Genomic DNA, 17,165 nt, shown 5'->3' with positions numbered 1-17,165 from the left:
GCCGGCTCGTGCGGGATCTCCTGCCCATGCGATCCCGACCGGCGGTGATGCCCCTGCTCGGCGCGGGCGTACTGCTGGTCGGCGTCGTCGTACTCGCCCTGAGCGTCGGGGCGGCCGATCTGCCCGCGAGCGGGGTGCTGCTCGCGCTGCTGGACAAGCTGCCCTTCGTGCACCTCGACCACGGCCTGTCCCCGGTCCAGTACGCGGTCCTGATGGACCTGCGGCTGCCCCGGGTGCTGGCCGCGGTGACCGTGGGCGGGCTGCTGGCCATGGCCGGCGCCGGCTATCAGGGCGTCTTTCGCAACCCGCTGGCCGATCCGTACCTGCTCGGCGCCGCCTCCGGCGCGGGACTGGGCGCGACGCTGGTGATCGTGTACGCGGACGGGAACAGCGTGGGCGGGATCCCGGTGGTGCCGCTCGCCTCGTTCGTCGGCGCGATGGGCGGCGTGCTGCTCGCCTACGGGCTCGGCGCGAGCACGAGCCGCTCCGACGGCACCGCGAACCTGGTCCTGGCCGGCGTCGCGGTCGCCCAGTTCCTGGCCTCCGCACAGACCTACGTGCAGTCCGCCAACACCGACGAACTGCGTCGGATCTACTCGTGGATCTTCGGCCGGCTGTCCGGGATCGGCTGGGCCGACCTGCGGATGATCCTGCCGTACGCACTGCTGAGCACCGCGGTGCTGCTCCTGCACGGACGCCTGCTCGACGTCATGTCGGTCGGCGACGAGGAGGCCGCGGGCCTGGGCGTACGGGCCGGCCGGGTCCGCCTGGTGGTGCTGCTCGCCGCCTCCCTGGCCACCGCGTCCGCCGTCGCGATCAGCGGCCTGATCGGCTTCGTCGGCATCGTCGTGCCGCACATCGTGCGCCGCTTCGTCGGCGGCAGCTATCGCCGTGTCCTGCCCATGTCGCTGCTGTGCGGCGCGGCGTTCCTGGTGCTCACCGACCTGCTCGCGCGCACGATCACCGCACCCGGCGAACTGCCGATCGGCGTGGTGACCGCGTTCGTCGGCGCACCCTTCTTCGTGTTCGTGCTGCGCGGCACCCGCAAGGTGGACGTGTGAGCGCCCGCCTGATGCTGCGCGACACCGGCGTGGACCGTGACCGGGTGCCGGTGCTGCGCGGGGTGGACGCGGACGTCGAACCCGGCGAGTGGCTCGCGGTGATCGGCCCCAACGGCGCGGGCAAGTCCACGCTGCTCAAGGCGGTCGCCGGGCTGCTGCCCTACCTGGGTTCGATCAGCGTGGCCGGCCGCCCGGTCCGCGAGCTCACCCGGCGCGAATTGGGCCGCGGCATCGCCTACACCGCGCAGAGCCCGGTGGTACCGGCGCAGATGCCGGTACACGAGTACATCCTGCTCGGCCGCACGCCGCATCTGGGCTATCTGGCCCGGCCGGGCCGACGCGACCGGGCGATCACCGACGAGGTGATCGAGCGACTGGACCTGGGTGCGTTCGCCGGCCGCGACGTGGGCCGGCTCTCCGGCGGCGAGCGGCAGCGGGTGGTGCTGGCCCGGGCGCTCACCCAGCAGGCGCCGGTACTGCTCCTGGACGAGCCGACCACCGCGCTCGACCTGGGTCACCAGCAGCAGGTGCTGGAGATCGTGGACGGGCTGCGCCGCGACGACGGCCTCACGGTGCTCACCACGCTGCACGACCTGGGCGTCGCCGCGCAGTACGCGGACCGGTTGCTGATGCTGGTCGACGGGCGCCCGGTGGCGTCCGGGTCGGCCGCCGAGGTGCTCACCCCCCGGTCGATCGCCGAGCATTACCAGGCCCGCGTATCGGTGGAGCCGGGTCCGGACGGCCGCCCGCGGGTGCACCTGATCCGACCGGGACACGCGGGCCGGGACGCCGCCGAGGGGCCCGCGTGAGCACGCTGCCGCGGCCGCGCGAGACACCGGCCGAACTGCTGCGCCCACGCACGGTGTGGCGCGACGAGGACGGCACTCGCCGCCGGGCCCTGGTGTGGCGGGCCGGCCCCGACTGGCAGATGGCCTCCTCCGCGCTGCTCGGCGGCGGCATCGGCGAGCGCGCGTGGGTGCTCAACCTCCAGGTCCGACCCGGCTACGACCGGATGGACCCGGTCGCCCATCTGACCGAGGTGGCCGCGCCATTGGGCCTGACCGGAGCCGGGGTCGGCCTGATGACCGCCGCCGACGTCACCGCCTGGACACACGGCGCCGACGAGGGCGTCGAGGCCGCGGTCACCACCGGGATCGGCATCCCCACCTGGGCCGCCGCCCCCGTCCCGGGCCGCCCCGGGGCACCGCCGCCCGGCACGATCAACATCCTCGCGGCCATCCCCGCCGCCCTCTCCGACGCGGCCTTGATCAACGCGGTGGCCACCGCCACCGAGGCAAAGGTCCAAGCCCTCCTCGACGCCGGCTACGCCTGCACCGGAACCCCCTCCGACGCGGTCTGCATCGCCGCCCACACACCCAATCCGTCCCGACCGACGGAACCCTTCGGCGGTCCACGCTCCCTGTGGGGCGCCCGCCTGGCCCGAGCGGTGTACACGGCGGTACTGCGCGGCGCCCTCGACGACCGCCACCGCAGACACACCACCCCGAAGCCACCTCCGCCCCGGGAACCCTGACCCCCATCGCCCACCACCGGGCGCGTCGGCACCCGACCCGCGCCCGCCCCGGGGATCGACGCGCGCAGCGCGGAGAGCGGCAGAGCCGCGGAACAGCGACTTCGTGGCCCGCAGCGAAGCGGACGGACCCGAAGTCACGAGCGAAGGGTCGCTTTCTTTCTCGGAAAAGCCTGCGAGGGAGAGAAAAAGGTGGTCCCGCGCGAGCCGGCGACGAAGTCGCCCGACAGCCGGAGGATGATGGCCCTGTGAGTTCCAAGCCCGATTTGCGCGCCGCGACCGTCCGCAGGCTGGAGAAGTCCGCCGGCGCACTGGCCGGAGCGGCGCTGGCCAGGATGGACGAGGCACTCCCCTGGTACCGGAACATGCCCGCCGACAACCGTTCCTGGATCGGCCTGGTAGCCCAGGCGGGTATCTCCGCGTTCACCGAGTGGTTCCGGCATCCGGAGACCCCGCAGAAGGTCAGCGCCGACGTGTTCGGCACCGCGCCGCGCGAGTTGACCCGCACCATCACGCTGCCGCACACGGTGGAGTTGATCCGCACCACGATCGAGGTGGTCGAGGCCGAGATCGCCACGCTTGCCGCGCCCGGCTACGAACAGGCGCTGCGCGAGGCACTGTTGCTGTACTCCCGCGAGATCGCCTTCGCCACCGCGCAGGTGTACGCGCACGCCGCCGAGACGCGCGGCGCGTGGGACGCGCGGCTGGAGGCGCTGGTCGTGCACTCGTTGTTGCGCGGCGAGGCGGACGAGGGCATCCTCTCCCGCGCCTCGGCGCTGGGCTGGGGCTCGCCGGACTCGGTCATGGTGGTGGTGGGCAACGCGCCGGACGCGGACTCGCAGGCGGTGGTGGACGGCATCCACCGGGCGGGCCGACACGCCCGACTCAACGTGCTCACCGGCGTCCAGGGCGAACGGCTCGTGGTGATCCTGGGCGGCACCGACGATCCGATCCGGGCCACCCGCTCGCTGATCGGCCAGTTCGGCCCGGGCCCGGTGGTGGTCGGCCCCGAGGTGCCGGACCTGCTGGCCGCGGTGCGCTCGGCGCAGGCGGCGATGTCGGGACACCGGGCCTGCGTCGCGTGGCCGGACGCTCCGCGCCCGGTGTCCGCCGACGATCTCCTGCCCGAGCGGGCGCTCGCGGGTGACGAGGAGGCCCGGGAGCAGTTGGTGGAGGAGATCTACATACCTCTGCACGCGGCGGGCTCCGCATTGTTGGAGACACTCTCCGTGTACCTGGAGCAGGCGGCGAGCCTGGAGGGGGCCGCCCGAATGCTCTTCGTACACCCGAATACCGTGCGCTACCGGCTGCGACGCGTCGTCGACGTGACCGGACTCGTACCGACGGAGACCCGTTCCGCATTCACCCTCCAGGTCTCGCTGATCCTCGGCCGGCTCGCCGCAATCGAGATCTAGTCGAGACTATTTTGTAGGAAACCCACAAAGTCACCATCGGATCTTCGTCCCTGCCGATAAGGGGCTCACACCCCTCGCAGGAGAGAGGCTTGACCTCGTGCTCGTACTCGTCGCTCCCGGACAGGGTGCCCAGACGCCCGGATTCCTCGCCCCTTGGCTGGACCTCGACGGTGTGGCCGATCGGCTGCGCTGGTGGTCCGCCGTCACGGGCCTCGACCTGATCCACTACGGCACCAAGGCCGACGCGGACGAGATCCGGGACACGGCGGTGGCCCAGCCGCTGCTCGTCGCCTCGGGTCTGGTGGCCGCCCTGGCCCTGTTCCCGCACCCCTCCGACGCCTACCGCGTGGTCGGCGCCGCCGCCGGTCACAGCGTCGGCGAGCTGACCGCCGCCGCCGGCACCGGCGTGATCACCGCCGAGTCGGCGATGACCATCGTGCGCGAGCGCGGCAGGGCGATGGCCGCGGCCGCAGCCGTCACGCAGACCGGCATGAGCGCGGTACTCGGCGGCGACCCGGAGACGGTGCTCGCGAAGATCGCCGAACACGGGCTCACCCCGGCGAACATGAACGGTGCGGGCCAGATCGTCGCGGCCGGCACCCTGGAGCAGCTCGCCGCGTTCGCCGCCGACCCGCCGGAGAAGGCCCGCGTACGTCCGCTGTCGGTGGCGGGTGCCTTCCACACCGAGCACATGGCCTCCGCGGTGGACCGGCTCGCCGAGCTGGTCCCGGGCGTCACCGTGCGCGACCCGCGCACCCCGTTCATCTCCAACTCCGACGGCGCCGTGCTGCACGACGGCCGCGCCGTGGTCGGGCGGCTGGTCACCCAGGTCTCCAACCCGGTGCGCTGGGACCTGTGTATGGAGACCATGAAGGACTTGGGCGTCACCGGTCTGATCGAAGTGGCCCCGGCCGGCACCCTGACCGGTTTGGCCAAGCGCGCCCTGCCCGGCGTGGAGACGGTCGCCCTCAAGACCCCGGACGACCTGGAGGCGGCCCGCAAGCTGGTCGAGCGGCACGGCAGCCCCAGCGCGATCGACGCCTCGCCCACGTGGCGCCTGGTGGTCGCGCCGTTCAAGGGCATCATCGAACTCACCGACATCAAGTCGGGCGACGCCCTGGTGCCCGGTGCCCGGGTCGCCACGGTGCGCTCGCACCGCGACGAGCAGAGCATCACCGTTCCGCACGGCGGCACCGTGGTCGAGTGGCTCGTCGAGGACGGCGACCCGGTCGCGCCCGGCATGCCGCTGTTGCGCATCCACCCGCAGAGCGCGCTGTGACACACGTCGCGGCACCCGCTCCGCACCCGGCCGCGAACCCACCCGGCCTCGAACCCGTACGGGAGGACCACGCGTGACCGCTTCCATCACCCCCCGCGCCGGAGCCGCACACGCGCGCATCCTCGGCGTCGGTGGATACCGCCCGGCTCGGATCGTGCCCAACTCCGAACTGGTGGACCGGATCGACTCGTCCGACGAGTGGATCCAGACCCGTTCCGGGATCAAGACCCGGCGCTGGGCCTCCGCCGAGGAGACCGTCGCGGAGATGTCCATCGCCGCGGCGGGCAAGGCGCTCGCGCACGCCGGTCTGGATGCGTCGCAGGTGGGTTGCGTGATCGTCTCGACGGTCACGCACCTCAAGCAGACCCCGGCGATCGCGACCGAGATCGCGCACCGCCTGGGTGCGGGCGGCGGGCGGGCGGCGGCATTCGACGTCTCCGCGGCCTGCGCCGGCTTCTGCTACGGCGTCTCGCTGGCCAGTGACATGGTCCGCGGCGGCAGTGCCGAGTACGTCCTGGTGATCGGGGTCGAGCGACTGAGCGACCTGACCAACCTGGCGGACCGCGGCACCGCGTTCATCTTCGGCGACGGCGCGGGCGCCGTGGTGATCGGTCCCTCGAACACGCCGGGCATCGGCCCGGTCGTGTGGGGTTCCGACGGCTCGCAGTCCGAGGCGATCACCCAGACCGTCGACTGGAACGAGCTGCGCGACCGGCCCGAGCAGGAGTTCCCCACGCTCAAGATGGAGGGCCAGAAGGTCTTCCGGTGGGCCGTGTGGGAGATGGCCAAGGTCTGCGAGCAGGCTTTGGACGCGGCCGGCATCAAGGCCGAGGACCTGGACGCGTTCATCCCGCACCAGGCCAACATGCGCATCACCGACGCGATGATCAAGGCGCTGAAGCTGCCCGCCGAGGTGCCGGTCGCCCGCGACATCGCCGAGAACGGAAACACCTCCGCCGCGTCCATCCCGCTCGCCATGGAGCGCATGCTCGAAAGCGGCGAAGCGGTCAGCGGCGGAACCGCACTGATCATGGGATTCGGGGCGGGCCTCGTCTACGCGGGCCAGGTCATTACGCTTCCGTAGTCCCCCGTCGGTCCACGCCGGCGGACGCGCAACACACGCAGTACCCGTCACCGCAGAAGATTCGAATCAAGGAGCAACATGGCTGCCAGCCAGGAAGAGGTCCTCGCGGGCCTCGCCGACATCGTGAACGAGATCGCCGGCGTCCCGCAGGACGAGGTCGAGCTGGACAAGTCCTTCATCGACGACCTGGACGTGGACTCGCTGTCGATGGTCGAGGTCGTCGTGGCGGCCGAGGAGAAGTTCGAGGTCAAGATCCCGGACGACGACGTCAAGGGCCTCAAGACCGTTCGCGACGCGGTGGACTACATCGTCAAGGCCGCCTAGGTCGGATGTAGTACGGCCGTTTTCCGGGCCGGACCCGCGTCCGCGAGTCCGGCCCGGTCCGTCGCAGCCACACCGGGCCCCGGCCCGCTCGGCCGCCGGATCCCCGAAACAAGAGCGTGAGAGTGAGAAGACAGTGAAGTCGACCGAGCGCAACGACGCCGCGCGAACCGTGGTCGTCACCGGTCTGGGCGCGACCACGCCGGTCGGCGGCGATGTCGCGACCACGTGGTCCGCGCTGCTCGCGGGCACGTCCGGCGCGCGGGCGCTGACCGAGGAATGGGCCGCAGAGCTGCCGGTGACCTTCGCCGCGCGGATCGCCGTCGAGCCACTCGAGGTCATGCCCAAGGTCGAGGCCCGTCGCCTGGACCGGTCCGGCCAGTTCGCGATGATCGCCGCACGCGAGGCCTGGCTGGACGCCGGCTACGCGGCGAAGAACACCGCGAACGAGGACGCCCCGGACGCGCTCGTGGTGGACCCGGTCCGCCTCGGTGTGGTCATCGCGTCCGGCATCGGCGGCGTGACCACCCTGCTCGACGCGTGGGACACCTTCCGCGAGAAGGGTCCGCGCCGGGTCGGCCCGCTCACCGTCCCGATGCTCATGCCCAACAGCCCGGCCGCCAACGTCGGCATCGAGCTGGGCGCGCGGGCCGGTGTGCACACCCCTGTCAGCGCGTGCGCCTCCGGCGCCGAGGCGGTCGCCTACGGCCTGGAGATGATCCGTTCCGGCCGTGCCGACGTGGTGGTCTGCGGCGGTACCGAGGCGGCGATCCACCCGCTGCCGATGGCCGCCTTCGCGAACATGATGGCGATGTCCAAGCGCAACGACGAGCCGCAGCGCGCGTCGCGCCCGTACGACAAGGGCCGCGACGGCTTCGTGATGGGCGAGGGCGCGGGCGTCCTGGTCCTGGAGAGCGCCGAATTCGCGGCGGCCCGCGGAGCGCGCGTGTACGCCGAGGTCGCGGGCGCCGGACTCAGCTCCGACGGCCACCACATCGCCCAGCCCGAGCCGACCGGCCGCGACATCGCCCGGGCGATGGCCCTGGCCCTGGCGGACGGCGCGATCGAGCCGGAGGAGGTCGTGCACGTCAACGCGCACGGCACCTCGACCCCGGCGGGCGACGTCACCGAACTCAAGGCGATCCGCGCCACGCTGGGCGACGCGGCGGCCGACAAGGTCACCGTCACCAGCACCAAGTCGATGACCGGCCACCTGCTCGGCGGCACCGGCGCGGTCGAGTCGGTCGCCACGGTGCTCGCCCTGTACCACCGCACGGCGCCGCCCACGATCAACGTGGACGACCTCGACGACGAGGTCGACCTGGACGTCATCCGGGACGAGCCGCGCACCCTGCCCGACGGCAACGTCGTCGCCCTCAACAACTCGTTCGGCTTCGGCGGCCACAACGTCGTCGTCGCCTTCCGCACGTTCGGGTGACCCCCGAACTCCTTGCGCCGGCTCGCGACGCGTGCCGCCGGGCCGCACCATGCCCGGCGCGCGTGCCGCGGTCGGCAGGACGGACCAGACAGCCGTGACCGTGATGGACAACCGACCCGGCACCGAGGCCGCACCCGCGCCCACCGCCCGGCCCACCCGTCCGCACCGCGACGACGACCCGCGCAACCCGAGGCTGCGGCTGCGGAAGCTGGTCGATCCGGGTTCGTACGAGGAGATCTCGGCCTACGAGACCACCTCGGGCACTCTCGCCTGTGTCGGCACGATCAACGGCGCCCGAGTGGTGGCCTACGCGTCGGACCCCACCGTCCAGGGCGGGGCGATGGGCGAAGAGGGCTGCGCCATCGTGGTCGAGGCCTACCAGCGGGCGATGGCCGAGCAGGCGCCGATCATCGCGCTGTTCCACTCCGGCGGCGCCCGCCTCCAGGAGGGTGTGGCGAGCCTGCACGCGGTGGGCCGGATCTTCCACGCGATGACCATGGCCTCGGGTCGCATCCCGCAGATCTCGGTCGTGCTCGGCGCGGCCGCCGGCGGCGCGGCCTACGGACCCGCGCTCACCGACATCGTGATCCTGGCGCCCGAGGGCCGCATCTTCGTCACCGGACCGGACGTGGTCCGCTCGGTCACCGGTGAGGACGTCGACGCGCTGCGCCTGGGCGGCCCCGAGCCGCACGGCCGGCGCAGCGGCGTCGTGCACGTGGTCGCCGAGTCCGAGCAGGACGCGATCGACCGGGCCCGCGGCCTGGCCGACCTGCTGGCCAACCAGGGCGAGATCGACCCGGCCACCCTCGACCGCCGCGAACTGGGCGCGCTGCTGCCCGAGTCCGCCAAGCGCGCCTACGACGTGCACCCGGTGGTCGACGGGCTGCTGGACGAGCCCGGCCAGGAACTGCACCCCAAGTGGGCGCCGAACATCGTCACCACACTCGGCCGGCTCGGCGGGCGCACCGTCGGCCTGGTCGCGAACAACCCGCTGCGACTGGGCGGTTGCCTGGACTCGGCGTCGGCCGAGAAGGCCTCGCGCTTCGTGCGCATGTGCGACGCGTTCGGCGTGCCGCTCGTGGTGGTCGTGGACGTGCCCGGCTACCTGCCCGGCGTGGGCCAGGAGTGGGACGGCGTGGTGCGCCGCGGCGCGAAGCTGCTGCACGCGTTCGGCGAGTGCGTCGTGCCGCGCGTGACGATGGTCACCCGCAAGGCGTACGGCGGGGCGTACATCGCGATGAACTCGCGCTCGCTGGGCGCGACTCGGGTACTGGCCTGGCCGACCGCCGAGGTCGCGGTGATGGGCGCGGTCGCCGCCGTGCGCATCCTGCACCGCCGCCGGCTCGCGGAGGTTCCGGACGAGCTGAAGCCGCAGGTCGAACTGGAGCTGGCGGCCGAGCACGAGAAGGTCGCGGGCGGCCTGGACCGGGCGATCGAGATCGGCGTCGTGGACGAGGTGATCGACCCGGACGAGAGCCGGCTCGCGATCGCGAAGGCGATCGCCGCCGCACCGCGAACCCGCGGCGCACACGGCAACATCCCGCTCTAGGTTGCGTCTGCGGAGCTCGGTCCGCACCCGGCACCCGGTACTCCCGCGGCCCCGATGGGCCCGAAGGCGGAGACGCGGGGGGCCCTTCCGGATGATTCGGAAGGGCCCCTCGCGTCGGTATGTCTATACGTATGTCTTCTCCCCGGCCGCTCCGGCCGCCGCCGCAGGCCCGCCTGCCACGCTCAAACCACCTGGTGCAACCAGCGCACCGGCGTGCCCTCCCCCGCGTAGCGGAAGGGCTCCAACTCGTCGTCCCACGGCTTGCCGAGCAGCTTCTCCACCTCGGTACGCAGGTCGACCTCGCCGCGCGCCGCCCGACCGAGCACCGCGCGCAGCCGATCCTCGGGGATCAGGATGTCGCCGTGCGCCCCCGTGACCGCGTGGAAGATACCGAGGTCGGGGGTGTTGCTGTAGCGCTCCCCCTCGGCGTTGGCCGAGGGCTCCTCGGTGGCCTCGAAGCGCAGCAGGTGCCACCCGCGCAGCGCCGAGGCCAGGCGCGACGCAGTACCGGGCGCGCCCTGCCAGGACAGCTCGGCCCGCAACATGCCGGGCGCCACCGGCTGGCGGACCCAGTCAAGACTCACGCGCACGCCAAGAACGCCCGCTGCGGCCCACTCGACGTGCGGGCACAGCGCACGCGGCGCGGAGTGCACGTACAGAACTCCACGTGTCGTCACCGGGACCTCCAGGCTTCAAGGACGAGGTTCGCCTTCCCCAGCGGCCTCAAGCCTTGTCTCGGACTGCCTGTTCGAATCCCGGTCTTCCATTGTGCCCCACGGACCACGGATGTACCACAGGCACCAGTTGCTGTCCGTAATCACATGTGGGCAATTGTCCGATGCGAAGGAACAATTCGTTACTCACCGTCTCGGAATGGTGAGCCACTGCACTCAACGTGCCCGGCCGTCGACAACGCCACTCCCGGCAGTGTCGGCCTTCACACGAAGGAGTGACGTACCGTCGATGGACATCGTCGTGTCGATGCTAGGGGTCGGAGGGGGCGGCGTGGGTGGGAAACGACGAGTAGGGGTGGCAACCGCGACGATGGTCGCGACCTTGTTGACGCTGTCCTCCTGTAACGACTCGGCCGGGGGCAAGAGTGCCGCGCCGGCCGCGGTCGGGGCCGGTGCGGCGGCCGAGCCGAGTGGGGGGAAGACCGGCAGGCCCGGCAACCCGAGCGCGTCCGAACAGCCCAACGCAAAGGCGCTCGTGCCCACTCCGGATGCGCCGGCGACCGCGACCGCCCCGCCGCGGCCGCGCTCGATGGCGGCCCTGGGCGACTCGATCACCCGCGGCTTCGACTCGTGCTCGCCGCTGCGGGACTGCCCGGAAAAGTCCTGGGCCACCGGCACCTCTTCCGACGTGAACAGTCACGCCAAGCGGCTGGGGTTGCCCGCGGACGCGGTGTTCAACAACGCCGAGACCGGCGCCCGGATGTCGGATCTGGCCGGCCAGGCCCGCGAGGCGGTCCGGGAGCGGGCCGACTACGTGACGATCCTGATGGGTGCCAACGACGCGTGCCGCCGCACCGAGGCCGAGATGACCTCGCCGGGCACGTTCGAGAGCCAGTTCCGCGACGCGCTGTCGGTGTTGCGCGAGGGACTGCCGCACGCGCGGGTACTCGTGGTCAGCGTGCCGGACCTGGGTCGGATGTGGGAGACCGGCCACGACGAGATGGTGGCCCGGGCGGTGTGGTCGGTGGCGAACGTGTGCCAGACGATGCTGGAGGACCCACAGTCGGCCAAGCCCGCGGCACTGGACCGCCGACAGCGGGTGCGCGACCGGGTCACCGCCTACAACGCGAAGCTGCGCGAGGTGTGTTCGTCGTGGTCCAACTGCCGCTACGACGGCGGCGTCGTGAACACCCAGCGGTTCGGCAAGAACGACGTCAGCCACTGGGACTGGTTCCACCCCAGCGTGGCCGGTCAGCGCACGCTCGCGGAGGTGACGTCCCGCCAGGGATATACATGGGGATAGCCCGTATGAGTGATTTCTCTCCCGGAATCCCCGGCGAGCCCGCTAAGCTCTCACTCGACTACGGAATAGAGTCGCTCGACGACACACAGCGACGAAGCATGGTGACGAAAGCAGCCGACCGAGACATACGACGCGAGAACACACTGCGAGACGCCGACCTGAATGGGTGGGGCGGGTGGGACTCGAACCCACGGCCAGAGGATTATGAGTCCCCTGCTCTAACCAGCTGAGCTACCGCCCCTCGCCGTCCGCTGCCGGACAACCTGAGGCAGCATAACCGGTCAGGCACGACCATCGCCCGGGGGGATCCTCGCGAGCGTGGTCTCATCCTGCCCGAAAGTGTTCGCTTCCCGTCCCCGGGTCGCACCGGGGCCGGCGCGCGCCATGTCCGCCGCCGAACCGGGCTGTCGCCGCGATTCGCCCACCCGCTCGCCCGCCGCGCCGGCCGGACCGCCGGTCAGGCCAGCAGCGGCGCCAACCGCGAGCACAGGGTGGTCACGTGGGTGCGCACCATCTCCTCGCCCATGCCGCTCAGCGAGGCGAAGAACCACACCGTCTCGATCGGCGTATCGGCCACGTAGGCCCGAATCTCGCGTGCCGCGTCCTCGGGCGTCGCGTGCAGGAAGTGGCCGGGTGCCGCGGACAACCCCCGCGCCCGCCACCGGTCCGGGTCGATCGGGCGCGGGGGTGCGGCGTCGGTGCCCTCGACCGCGTAGCGGTGGTAGCCGTCCCACTGGTGCGCCAGGTGTCGGGAGACCACGGGCCAGTCCCGGTCGGGATCCTCGGTGATCCAGCCGTTCAGCAGTCCGGCCATCCGGGCGCCCGCCGGGTCGTGGCCCGCCTCGCGCAGTCCGTCCAGGTAGGGCGCGGCCATCGCCGGGTTCGCGGTGAGCAGCGATTCGCCGAGCAGTCCGGCCCGACGTGCGCCCTGCGGCCCCTGGTAGCCGAGCCAGATCCGCGGCCGGCGCTGGACCGGGGCCGGCGTGATGGTCCCGCTCTCCCACAACCGGCGGATCTCGCGGGCGCTCGCGTCGGTGGCCGCGAACCGGGTCCTGAGCAGCTCGGTCCGGTCGAAAAGGTCGTACTCGGGCTGCCGGTATCCGGTGCCGATGCCCAGCTCCAGCCGGCCGCCGCCGATCAGGTCCACGATCGCGGCCTCCTCGGCCAGGTGCGCGGGGTGGCGCAGCGGCGCGATGGTGACGCCGGTGCCGATCCGGGCCCGCCGGGTGCGCGCGGCGATCGCGGCGGCCAGGGTGAGCGGTTGGCTGAGGTAGCCGTCCTCGAAGCCGTGGTGTTCGGTGGTCCAGATCGAGTGCACTCCGAGCCGGTCCGCCTCCTCGCACAGTTCCAGGGTGAAGGCGTACAGCCGGGACCAGTCCTGCCGCCACTCGACCGGATTGCGCAGGTCCAGGTAGATGCCGACGTTGACCACGCGACGCTCCCCACGGTGGGTGCCCGGATGGGCCGACCCGGGGCAACGCCTCGGTCGGTCATCTGACACGGTGATATCTGACTGACCGTCAGCTTACGGAGGCAGCATGTCCGACCCGATCACCACCCGGCTGGATCGCCTGGAGGCGCACGAGCAGATCCGCCAACTCGCCGCCCGCTACGCGCTCGCACTGGACAGTCGGGACGTGCCGGCGCTGGCCGCACTGTTCGTGGACGACGTGCGCACGGGTGACGGCGGGGTCGGTCGGGATGCCCTGGCCCGGTGGTTCGACCCGGTCCTGCGCCCGTACGGGATCACGTTTCACCTGATCGGGAACCACGTGATCGACCTGGTGGACGAGGATCACGCCACCGGGGTGGTCTACTGCCGCCCCGAACACGAGGTGGGCGACCTGTGGGTGGTGATGCCGATGCAGTATCTGGACCGCTACGAACGGCGGGACGGGCGGTGGTACTTCCGCAGCCGCAAGCCCCGGGTGTTCTACGCGGCGGACGTCCTGGAACACCCGCTGTCCGTGCCCGACCGGTTCCACTTTCCGAACAACCCGCTGATCACGGACGCCCGCCTCCCGCAGGCGTGGCCCTCGTGGCAGGAGTTCTGGGCCCGCACCGGAAGCGAGTGAGCCGGACCCGCTCCACAACGCACGAGCGCCCGCCGGATGGACCCGGCGGGCGCTCGTGATGGCTCCCGCAATTGGACTCGAACCAATAACCTGCCGGTTAACAGCCGGCTGCTCTGCCAATTGAGCTATGCGGGATTGCGTCGGACCGTGTGGCGGTCGCTGCGTGGAATACATTAGCGCATTCCCGGGGGTGGCCCGCACCAGGGTTTTTCCGGTAGGACCTCACAGGTTGCCCACGCACCGCGCCCGGGTAGGCGCTGACGTGCACGGGCGGGACACACGACCGCGGAGGACATCATGATCAACAAGCTCACCTTCGTCACCGGCCTCGCCATCGGCTACGTCCTGGGGACGAAGGCCGGGCGGGAGCGGTACGAGCAGATCCGGAAGTTGTCCGGCACGGTGGCGGGCAGCCCGCCTGCCCGCAAGGCCGGGCACGCGGCGGCCGGACTCGGCCGCGAGGCCGGCGTCAAGGCCGGTCGGGCCATCGGCGACCACCTGCCCGAGCGGGTGGGACGACACCTGCCGGACCGGTTCGGCCGACACCACACGAACGGCACGTCGGTGACGACCTCGCGCTACGGACAGGGGCTGTAACGGCCCGCAGCAGCGGATGAACGGGCTGCGGACCGGGTTCGTGGCGACCCCGGGCGGCCCGCGTGGAGGTTTTCGGGTACCCACGGTCGGCGGCGTCGGCGGGGTGGGTCGGACACCGGGTTCGCCCGGCGCCGGCCCGCCCCGCCGGCGCCGGCATCCGCCGTCCGGTCACCCCCTGCGGTGGCGCCCACCCACCTCCGCGCCCTCGCGCGGCGGCGGCACCGCGCCCGGGTGCAGCCGATCGCGCACCTCGCGGTACTGCGCCCGGACCGCGTCGCCGAGTCCGAGTTCCTCCTCGGGGGGTTGCACGAAGGCGCCGACCCCCGAGGGCCACGCCGGCAGCGCCCCGAACAGCGCCCACGCGGCCTGACGGGCCGCACCCTGGGCCACGAAGCGTCCGGCGAGCGACGCCGCGGGCACCGCGGTGGGCAAGCCGAGCAGGGCCGGCGCGATCGTGGACACCGCGCTCGAGCGGGCGCCGGGGCCGACCAGGATCACCCGGTCCACCGCCACGTCCCGATCGCGCAGCACGTCCAGTGCGTCCGAGATGCCGCACAACATGCCCTCCACCGAGGCCCGGGCCAGTGCCGCCGGCGTCATGCTCTCCCGGCGCAGCCCGGTGAGCGTGCCCGCCGCGTGCGGCAGGTCGGGGATCTGCTCGCCGTCGAGGTAGGGCACCAGGACCAGTCCGCACGCGCCCGGCGTGCACTCCAGCGCGACCCGGTCGAACTCGTCGGCGTCCAGCCCCAGCATCGTCGCGGTCCCGCGCAGCACCCGGGCCGCGTTGAGGGTGCGCGCCAGCGGCAGGTGCCGCCCGGTGGCGTCGGCGTAGGAGGAGACCACGCCGGTGGGATCGGCCACCGAGACCGGATGCGGCGCGAACGCGGTGCCGGTGGTACCGATCGCGACCACCACGTCGCCGTCGGACAACCCCGCGCCCAGTGCCAGCGCCGCCTCGGCGCCGGTGCCGGCCGAGACCAGGACACCTTCGGGGGTGTGTCCCGCGACGCCGCCCGGCGGCAGCACGATCGGCGTGCGCGGCACCCGACCGATGGCCAGGTGCAGCAGGTCCGCACGCCACTCTCCCGTGGTGGCGTAGTAGCCGGTGGTGGAGGCGTCCGCGCGGTCGGTGACCGGGTCCGGCGGACAGCCGAGCAGTTGCCAGGTGACCCAGTCGTGCGGCAGCAGCACGGAGGCGATCCGGGTCACCGCCTCGGGTTCGAACCGGGCGAATCGGCGCAGTTGGGCGATCGCCGAGGACGAGCCCGGCACCGAGCCGGTCGCGGCGGTCCATGCGGCCGGCCCGCCGAGTGCGTCGACGAGGTCCGCGGCGGCCCCGGAGGCGCCGGGGTCGTCCCCGGGCAGCGGATGCCCCAGAATCACGCCCTGTGCGTCCAGCGGGACCGCGCCGTGGTTCTGTGCGGCCACCGCGATCGCCGCCACGCCGTCGAGGAGGCCGTCCGCCGCGGCCTCGCCGAAGGCACGCAACCACGCGCCCGGCGTGGTCGCGGCGCCCTCGGCGTACGCGGCGCGCCCCTGGCGATGGGGCGTACCGGTCGCGGCGTCGCAGACGAGGATGCGCAACTGTCGCGCTGAGCAGTGCACCCCGGCGACGAGGGTGGGTGTCGGGCTTGTCGGCATGGGCGAATTCTGACAGCAGACGACCGACGACAACCGGTCTCCGGGTCACATCGATCGAGGATCAGTCGAGATAGCCTCGCAGTTGCTCCGAGTAGGACCGTTCGCGAAGTCGGGACAGCGTGCGCGACTCGATCTGGCGAATGCGCTCGCGGGTCACCCCGAAGACCCGGCCGATCTCCTCCAGCGTGTGCGGTTCGCCGTCGGCCAGCCCGTAGCGCAGTTGCACCACCCGACGCTCGCGGTCGCCCAGCGTGGACAGCAGCGCCTCCAGGTGTTCGCGCAACATCAGGGACGCGGCGGCCTCGGCCGGGGAGGTCGCGTCGGTGTCCTCGACGATGTCCCCGAGCAGCACCTCGTCCTCGCCGACGGGGGTGTGCAGGGACACCGGCTCCTGGGCCAGCCGCAGGATCTCGGTGACCCGCTCGGCGGTCAGGTCGAGCACCTCGCCGACGTCCTCGGCGGTGGGCTCCTCGCCGCGTTCCTGGAGCAGTCGGCGCTGCACTCGGATCACCCGGTTGATCAGTTCGACCACGTGGACCGGGACCCGGATGGTGCGCGCCTGGTCGGCCAGCGCCCGGCTCATCGCCTGGCGGATCCACCAGGTCGCATAGGTGGAGAACTTGTAGCCGCGGGTGTAGTCGAACTTCTCCACCGCCCGGATCAGACCCAGATTGCCCTCCTGGACCAGGTCGAGCAGGCCAAGGCCGCGTCCGACGTAGCGCTTGGCGATCGAGACCACCAGGCGCAGGTTGGCCTCGATCAGGCGGCGCTTGGCCCGTTCGCCGTCGTGGACCAGGGTGGTCAACGCGTCGCGGACGGCGGGGTCGGCGGGCGGGTCGTCGAGCAGGCGTTCGCCGGCGAACAGGCCGGCCTCGACCCGACGGGCCAGGTCCACCTCGTCCGCGGCGCTCAGCAGTGGCACCCGGCCGATCTCGCGCAGGTACTGGCGCAGCAGGTCGGCGGACGAGCCGCCGGACTCCGTGCTGCGCGGGGCGTCCCGGGGGGCATCGTCGGCGGCCGGTCGCGCGACGTCTTCGGCCGTGGCCGGTGCGGGTGGCGCGGGTGGCGCGGTTCCTGGGGTGACGTACTCCGTGAGGACGGTGGCCGGGCCCGGTTCAGGCTCATCCGTCCGATCCGTATGGGTGGGGTCTCCGCCGGGCGTTTTCCCCCCTCTGGTGTGCCGATGCACCTTCCCCA

Annotated in this window: 15 protein-coding genes, 2 tRNA genes and 1 pseudogene; 12 read left to right on the top strand and 6 right to left on the bottom strand. The window is 72.3% G+C overall.

Going from position 1 to position 17,165, the window contains the following annotated elements; genetic code table 11:
• The first annotated feature begins 26 nt into the window (after positions 1 to 26).
• The 9 genes and pseudogenes from ACIBM5_RS13625 to ACIBM5_RS13585 all read left to right on the top strand — a co-directional run bounded on the left by ACIBM5_RS13625 (position 27) and on the right by ACIBM5_RS13585 (position 9,678).
• Positions 27 to 1,061 carry a FecCD family ABC transporter permease gene (locus ACIBM5_RS13625; protein ID WP_391581421.1) on the top strand — a complete coding sequence of 345 codons (1,035 nt, stop codon included), beginning with the start codon at positions 27 to 29 and terminating at the stop codon, positions 1,059 to 1,061.
• Positions 1,058 to 1,870, top strand: coding sequence for an ABC transporter ATP-binding protein (locus ACIBM5_RS13620; protein ID WP_396006994.1), 813 nt, complete (start codon positions 1,058 to 1,060; stop codon positions 1,868 to 1,870). Before ACIBM5_RS13625 ends, ACIBM5_RS13620 begins: the two co-directional genes overlap by 4 nt.
• On the top strand, positions 1,867 to 2,595 hold the full coding sequence (locus ACIBM5_RS13615; protein WP_396006993.1) for an adenosylcobinamide amidohydrolase: 729 nt from the start codon (positions 1,867 to 1,869) through the stop codon (positions 2,593 to 2,595). Before ACIBM5_RS13620 ends, ACIBM5_RS13615 begins: the two co-directional genes overlap by 4 nt.
• A 245-nt stretch (positions 2,596 to 2,840) precedes the next feature.
• Entirely contained in the window at positions 2,841 to 4,007 is a 1,167-nt protein-coding gene (locus ACIBM5_RS13610; protein ID WP_391581418.1) for a PucR family transcriptional regulator, read from the top strand.
• Between the two features lie 97 nt (positions 4,008 to 4,104).
• Positions 4,105 to 5,040, top strand: a pseudogene (locus tag ACIBM5_RS13605) (ACP S-malonyltransferase); the annotation flags it as partial.
• A gap of 319 nt (positions 5,041 to 5,359) precedes the next feature.
• The gene (locus ACIBM5_RS13600) at positions 5,360 to 6,370 is read left to right on the top strand and encodes a beta-ketoacyl-ACP synthase III (protein WP_396006991.1); all 1,011 of its coding nucleotides are present in this window, start codon (positions 5,360 to 5,362) and stop codon (positions 6,368 to 6,370) included.
• 78 nt (positions 6,371 to 6,448) lie between these two features.
• On the top strand, positions 6,449 to 6,694 hold the full coding sequence (locus tag ACIBM5_RS13595) for an acyl carrier protein (protein ID WP_391581416.1): 246 nt from the start codon (positions 6,449 to 6,451) through the stop codon (positions 6,692 to 6,694).
• Positions 6,695 to 6,827: 133 nt separating this feature from the next.
• Positions 6,828 to 8,129, top strand: a complete 1,302-nt coding sequence (gene fabF / locus ACIBM5_RS13590) for a beta-ketoacyl-ACP synthase II (protein ID WP_396006990.1) — start codon at positions 6,828 to 6,830, stop codon at positions 8,127 to 8,129.
• 103 nt (positions 8,130 to 8,232) lie between these two features.
• The gene (locus tag ACIBM5_RS13585; protein ID WP_391581782.1) at positions 8,233 to 9,678 is read left to right on the top strand and encodes an acyl-CoA carboxylase subunit beta; all 1,446 of its coding nucleotides are present in this window, start codon (positions 8,233 to 8,235) and stop codon (positions 9,676 to 9,678) included.
• A gap of 182 nt (positions 9,679 to 9,860) precedes the next feature.
• Here the strand turns inward: ACIBM5_RS13585 and ACIBM5_RS13580 are convergent, their stop codons facing one another.
• Positions 9,861 to 10,355 (bottom strand): DUF3145 domain-containing protein, encoded by a 495-nt coding sequence (locus ACIBM5_RS13580; RefSeq protein WP_391581414.1) that lies wholly within the window; start codon positions 10,353 to 10,355, stop codon positions 9,861 to 9,863.
• 352 nt (positions 10,356 to 10,707) lie between these two features.
• Here ACIBM5_RS13580 and ACIBM5_RS13575 point away from each other — a divergent pair, with 352 nt between their 5' ends.
• Positions 10,708 to 11,655: an SGNH/GDSL hydrolase family protein gene (locus ACIBM5_RS13575; RefSeq protein ID WP_396006989.1), complete on the top strand. Its 948-nt coding sequence runs from the start codon at positions 10,708 to 10,710 to the stop codon at positions 11,653 to 11,655.
• A 167-nt stretch (positions 11,656 to 11,822) separates the two neighbouring features.
• On the opposite strand, the gene ACIBM5_RS13570 is transcribed toward ACIBM5_RS13575, so the two are convergent.
• Positions 11,823 to 11,896: transfer RNA gene (locus ACIBM5_RS13570), tRNA-Ile, on the bottom strand.
• 216 nt (positions 11,897 to 12,112) lie between these two features.
• A complete protein-coding gene (locus tag ACIBM5_RS13565; protein WP_391581412.1) occupies positions 12,113 to 13,087 on the bottom strand; it encodes an LLM class flavin-dependent oxidoreductase in 975 nt (324 codons plus the stop codon).
• Positions 13,088 to 13,193: 106 nt separating this feature from the next.
• On the opposite strand from ACIBM5_RS13565, the gene ACIBM5_RS13560 reads away from it, so the two are divergent.
• Positions 13,194 to 13,730, top strand: coding sequence for a nuclear transport factor 2 family protein (locus ACIBM5_RS13560; RefSeq protein ID WP_391581411.1), 537 nt, complete (start codon positions 13,194 to 13,196; stop codon positions 13,728 to 13,730).
• Between the two features lie 59 nt (positions 13,731 to 13,789).
• On the opposite strand, the gene ACIBM5_RS13555 is transcribed toward ACIBM5_RS13560, so the two are convergent.
• Positions 13,790 to 13,865 (bottom strand) — tRNA-Asn (locus tag ACIBM5_RS13555).
• Between the two features lie 162 nt (positions 13,866 to 14,027).
• Between ACIBM5_RS13555 and ACIBM5_RS13550 the strand changes: the two genes are divergently transcribed.
• Positions 14,028 to 14,327, top strand: a complete 300-nt coding sequence (locus tag ACIBM5_RS13550; RefSeq protein ID WP_391581410.1) for a YtxH domain-containing protein — start codon at positions 14,028 to 14,030, stop codon at positions 14,325 to 14,327.
• A gap of 168 nt (positions 14,328 to 14,495) precedes the next feature.
• Here the strand turns inward: ACIBM5_RS13550 and ACIBM5_RS13545 are convergent, their stop codons facing one another.
• The gene (locus ACIBM5_RS13545; protein ID WP_396006987.1) at positions 14,496 to 15,968 is read right to left on the bottom strand and encodes an FGGY-family carbohydrate kinase; all 1,473 of its coding nucleotides are present in this window, start codon (positions 15,966 to 15,968) and stop codon (positions 14,496 to 14,498) included.
• A gap of 61 nt (positions 15,969 to 16,029) precedes the next feature.
• Positions 16,030 to 17,157 carry an RNA polymerase sigma factor gene (locus ACIBM5_RS13540; RefSeq protein ID WP_396006985.1) on the bottom strand — a complete coding sequence of 376 codons (1,128 nt, stop codon included), beginning with the start codon at positions 17,155 to 17,157 and terminating at the stop codon, positions 16,030 to 16,032.
• Positions 17,158 to 17,165 lie beyond the last annotated feature (8 nt).

Source organism: Embleya sp. NPDC050493 (genome assembly GCF_044458105.1).
Lineage (GTDB): Bacteria > Actinomycetota > Actinomycetes > Streptomycetales > Streptomycetaceae > Embleya.
This window is presented reverse-complemented; position numbering and strand designations above follow the sequence as displayed.